Here is a 4,782-nt window from a genome sequence, read left to right on the forward strand (position 1 = left end):
TCATCATTTACGATGACTTGTCAAAGCAAGCTGACGCTTACCGTGAGCTTTCATTGATTCTTCGCCGGCCACCTGGCCGTGAAGCTTACCGAGGTGATATTTTCTACACCCACTCCCGTCTGCTTGAACGTGCTGCACGGTTGTCTGATGACATGGGTGGTGGGTCAATGACGGCACTGCCGATCATTCAAACCCAGGCCGGAGACGTATCTGCCTACATTCCAACCAACGTGATTTCGATCACCGACGGGCAGATCTTCTTAAACTCCGATTCCTTCTACGCCGGTCAACGGCCAGCGATCGATGCCGGGACTTCGGTTTCCCGTGTCGGTGGTGACGCCCAGGTTAAGGCGATGAAGAAGGTTTCCGGTACCCTTCGTCTGGATATTGCTGCTTACAACGAACTGGCCTCATTTGCCCAGTTCGGTAGTGACTTGGATGCAGCCACTCAAGCGCGGCTGGCTCGTGGTCAACGGACCATGGCCGTCTTAAAGCAGGGCCTGCACCAGCCGGAAACAGTTCCAGAGCAAGTTGGAATCCTGTTTGCCCTGACTCGTGGCTACCTTGATGATGTGCCGGTTGACGACCTGCCGCGGTTTGAAGCGGAAATGAAGGAATTCATGCACGCTAACCACCAGGACGTCTACGATGGGATTACTAAGACTGGTAAGCTACCAGCTGATGACAGTCTTGGCAACGCCATTAAGGACTTCAAGGAAAACGCCTTTCAAACGACGGCTCAATTAGGAGCCGCTAAGAAGGGTGAAGATGTCGAAAAGAAGGACGAACAATAAACTCAACCAGGAAAGGATGGTGACAGTTAGTGCCTGCATCATTAGCTGCTGTAAAGCATAAGCTCGAATCAACGCGCAGTACGCGTCAGATCACGACGGCTATGCAGATGGTTTCAACTTCCAAGTTGAACCAAATTCAGCATCACACGAAAACGTATGAAGTATACGCGGCCAAAGTCAAATCGCTGTTGGTCAGCCTGGTTGAATCGCACTATGCCGCACTAGCAAAGAAGAACAAGGAAGATGGGCAACCCGCTGAAACGGACCCGTCTGAACTGAGCCTCATTGACCGACTCTTTGAGGGTCGGAAGGTGAAGAAGACCGGGATTTTGGTGGTAACCTCTGACCGGGGCCTGGTGGGTTCTTATAACAGTAACGTTATTAAGGCCACCCTGGACCTGATGAAGCAACACCACTTAACGAAGGATAATACCGTCTTCTTAACTGTTGGGAAAACGGGTTCCGAGTTCTTTAAGAAGCGCGGGATGAACGTTGTCTATGAGTACAATGGTGTCAACGACGTGCCACAATACGCGGAAGTGCGAAAGATTGTGACACAGAGTGTTCAAATGTACTTTGACGGCGTTTATGATCAGCTGTACATGTCTTATAGTCACTACGTCAACCGGATTACTTCCAGCAACATTACGCGGGTAGTGCTGCCGATTACGAAGGAATCACTGGGGATTGACGAGAAGAGTGAAAAGGAAACTAATACTGAATTTAAGACGAGCAACGGGACGGAATTATACCCGTCAGCGAGCGAGTTGATTAAGGTGTTGGTTCCTCAGTACTGTAACAGCTCGATCTATGGGGCAATTTTGGATGCGAAGACGTCCGAACACGCCTCCAGTGCTAATGCGATGCGGTCTGCTTCTGATAACGCCAACGATATTATTTCGACATTGCAGTTGCAGTATAACCGTGCGCGGCAAGCAGCAATTACCACCGAAATTACTGAAATTGTCGGTGGGATGGCTGCCCAAGAATAATGATTTTTTAAAGGAGGAAACAGCATGAGTGCTGGTAAAGTTTCACAGGTTATCGGCCCTGTCGTTGATGTTGAGTTCCCCCAGGATGAAAAGCTGCCGGAAATTAACACCGCGCTGAAGATTCACCTCGCTGATGACAAAACGCTGACGGTCGAAGTTGCCCTTGAACTGGGTGATGGCCTTGTGCGGACGATTGCCATGGACGGGACCGATGGACTTCAACGGGGAATGACGGTGGAGAACACCAACGCTTCTATTAGCGTGCCGGTCGGTGATGACACTCTCGGTCGGGTGTTCAACGTTCTGGGCGAGCCAATTGACGGTGGTCCAGAATTCGGACCAGACGCCAAGCGGATGCCGATTCACCGTGATGCACCGAAGTATACTGACCTGAACAACTCAACTGAAATTCTGGAAACCGGGATTAAGGTTATTGACCTGCTTGAACCATACGTTCGTGGTGGGAAGATTGGGCTATTCGGTGGTGCCGGTGTTGGGAAGACGGTTCTGATTCAGGAACTGATTCACAACATTGCTCAAGGTCACAACGGTATTTCTGTCTTTACGGGGGTCGGTGAACGGACCCGTGAAGGTAACGATATGTACTACGAAATGAAGGCTTCGGGGGTTCTGAACAAGACGGCCATGGTTTATGGTCAGATGAACGAACCTCCTGGTGCCCGGATGCGTGTTGCCCTAACTGGACTGACGATTGCGGAATACTTCCGTGATGCTAAGGGCCAAGACGTGCTCCTGTTTATCGACAACATCTTCCGGTTCACGCAAGCCGGTTCTGAAGTTTCTGCCCTGCTGGGCCGGATCCCATCAGCCGTTGGTTACCAACCAACGCTGGCTACTGAAATGGGTCAGCTACAGGAACGGATTACTTCTACTAAGGAAGGGTCCATTACGTCGATTCAGGCCGTTTACGTGCCAGCCGATGACTACACCGACCCGGCCCCAGCAACGACGTTCGCCCACTTGGACGCAACGACCAACCTGGAACGTCGCCTAACCCAGATCGGGATTTACCCGGCCGTGGACCCACTGGAATCAACTTCGACTGCCCTGACGCCAGAAATTGTCGGCAAGGAACACTATGAAGTTGCTACTGGGGTTCAACACGTCCTCCAGCGTTACCGTGAACTGCAAGACATCATCTCCATCCTGGGGATGGACGAACTGTCTGACGAAGAAAAGACGATCGTGGCTCGTGCCCGGCGGATTCAATTCTTCCTGTCACAGAGTTTCGCCGTTGCTGAACAGTTTACCGGGACTCCGGGGAAGTACGTTCCACTGAAGGAAACGATCCGCGGCTTCAAGGAAATCCTTGAAGGTAAGTACGACAACCTGCCGGAAGAAGCCTTCCGTCTGGTTGGTGGTATTGACGACGTGGTCGAAAAAGCCAAGGAAATTCAGGCACAGACTGAGAAGAACGAAGCTAAAGCAGAGGCTAAGAAGTAGTAGGAGGGGATCAACATGGCAGCAAAGACCTTTCAGGTCACCATTGTGACTCCCGACGGCAAAACTTATGATCACCCGGCCACGATGCTGATCATGCATACCAGCGATGGTGAACGGGGGATCATGGCCAATCACTTGCCGGTGATCGGTGCTCTCAGTATCGGTGCCCTGCGGCTGAAACACGAGGATTCTGACGATGCTGATGACGTGGTCGCGGTCAACGGTGGCTTTGTGGAATTCAAAGACAACGTGGCAACGATTATCGCCGACAGTGCGGAATTGCCAGAAGACATTGACGTTTCGCGGGCGCAAAACGCCAAAAAGCGTGCTGAAGAAATGATTGAGCGCGCTAAAGAAAGTCATGATATGGATTCGCTTGGGCGGGCAGAAGTTCACCTTACGCGAGCGATTAACCGTCTGCAAATTTCGCAGACGCTTAATCGTTAATCAATATCAGCAATTAAAACCGTCATGGGTATTCCCGTGGCGGTTTATTTGTTAAGTAAAGTTAATAATTATCGATCAGGTTCATCGTTAGAAAAACCATATGGTAAGATTAAAGAGATTACGGCAAGGAGGAAGAGAAATGACAGACGTTTCATCCTTAATCAACCTGCTCGTCCAGGTTGGGTTCATTTGGGTGGCCTTCCGGGCACTCCAGGGGATTCACCTAGAAACGATGTGGAACCGGCCGCCGCGCACGTTATCATTGTTAATTACGCTGCTGGCTGTGGCCATCGGTGAGGGATGTGCGTCCTTTGTTATTACTTTTTTCACAACGCTACGCAACTTCCTGCTGGCGTTGAAGTAGGTCTGCGAGGTTTTTGATCATGGAAAAAATTATTGTACATGGTGGCAACCGCCTGGTCGGTACCGTCAACATTGAAGGCGCCAAGAACGCGGTGCTGCCAATCCAGGCGGCAGCCATCCTAGCATCGACGGGGCAAGTCCATTTAACGAATGTTCCTTTACTATCGGACGTTAAGATGATGAACGCGGTCTTACAGTTCCTCAATGTGGGGGTTGATTTTGACCAGGAACATCATGAACTGACCTTTGATGCCACCCGTCAGTTGTCCTCCGAAGCGCCATTTAAGTACGTCTCCAAGATGCGGGCTTCAATGGTCGTGATGGGACCACTGCTGGCACGGACGGGCCATGCCCGGGTAGCAATGCCTGGTGGCTGCGCCATCGGTTCCCGGCCGATCGATCTCCACTTAAAGGGGTTACGGGCACTGGGCGCGACCATTACCCAGCATGATGGGTACGTGGAGGCCTTTGCCAAAAAGCTGGTCGGTGCAAACATCTACCTGGACTTTCCGAGCGTTGGCGCCACCCAAAACGTCATGATGGCGGCGACCCTGGCGCGGGGGATCACCGTGATCGAAAATGCAGCGCGCGAACCAGAAATCGTTGACCTGGCTAACGCCCTCAACAAGATGGGGGCCCGCGTTCATGGTGCAGGGACCGACATTATCCGGATTCAAGGGGTGAACTTCCTTCATGGCTGTGAGCACAGCATCGTCCAGGAC

General features: G+C 51.7%; 5 protein-coding genes and 1 pseudogene. All 6 read left to right on the forward strand.

Annotated features, from left to right (window positions below):
- Positions 1–794, forward strand: a pseudogene (locus Q0E49_RS07795) (F0F1 ATP synthase subunit alpha); the annotation flags it as partial.
- A 29-nt stretch (positions 795–823) separates the two neighbouring features.
- A complete protein-coding gene (locus tag Q0E49_RS07800; RefSeq protein ID WP_295747760.1) occupies positions 824–1,786 on the forward strand; it encodes a F0F1 ATP synthase subunit gamma in 963 nt (320 codons plus the stop codon).
- 24 nt (positions 1,787–1,810) lie between these two features.
- Positions 1,811–3,250, forward strand: coding sequence for a F0F1 ATP synthase subunit beta (atpD, locus tag Q0E49_RS07805; RefSeq protein WP_295747762.1), 1,440 nt, complete (start codon positions 1,811–1,813; stop codon positions 3,248–3,250).
- A gap of 15 nt (positions 3,251–3,265) precedes the next feature.
- Complete coding sequence (locus Q0E49_RS07810) at positions 3,266–3,697, forward strand: F0F1 ATP synthase subunit epsilon (protein WP_295747765.1); 432 nt, start codon at positions 3,266–3,268, stop codon at positions 3,695–3,697.
- A 139-nt stretch (positions 3,698–3,836) separates the two neighbouring features.
- Positions 3,837–4,061: a DUF1146 domain-containing protein gene (locus Q0E49_RS07815; RefSeq protein ID WP_295747768.1), complete on the forward strand. Its 225-nt coding sequence runs from the start codon at positions 3,837–3,839 to the stop codon at positions 4,059–4,061.
- 19 nt (positions 4,062–4,080) lie between these two features.
- Positions 4,081–4,782: UDP-N-acetylglucosamine 1-carboxyvinyltransferase (locus Q0E49_RS07820; RefSeq protein ID WP_295747771.1), on the forward strand; the 702-nt coding region annotated here is incomplete at its 3' end.

This window comes from uncultured Limosilactobacillus sp. (assembly GCF_934202235.1).
Taxonomy (GTDB): domain Bacteria; phylum Bacillota; class Bacilli; order Lactobacillales; family Lactobacillaceae; genus Limosilactobacillus.

Bases quoted from the DNA above. Each gene is read 5' to 3' on its own strand.
- Q0E49_RS07815 (WP_295747768.1), top strand. From the start codon at position 3,837: ATGACAGACGTTTCATCCTTAATCAACCTGCTCGTCCAGGTTGGGTTC.
- Q0E49_RS07810 (WP_295747765.1), top strand. From the start codon at position 3,266: ATGGCAGCAAAGACCTTTCAGGTCACCATTGTGACTCCCGACGGCAAA.
- atpD (WP_295747762.1), top strand. From the start codon at position 1,811: ATGAGTGCTGGTAAAGTTTCACAGGTTATCGGCCCTGTCGTTGATGTT.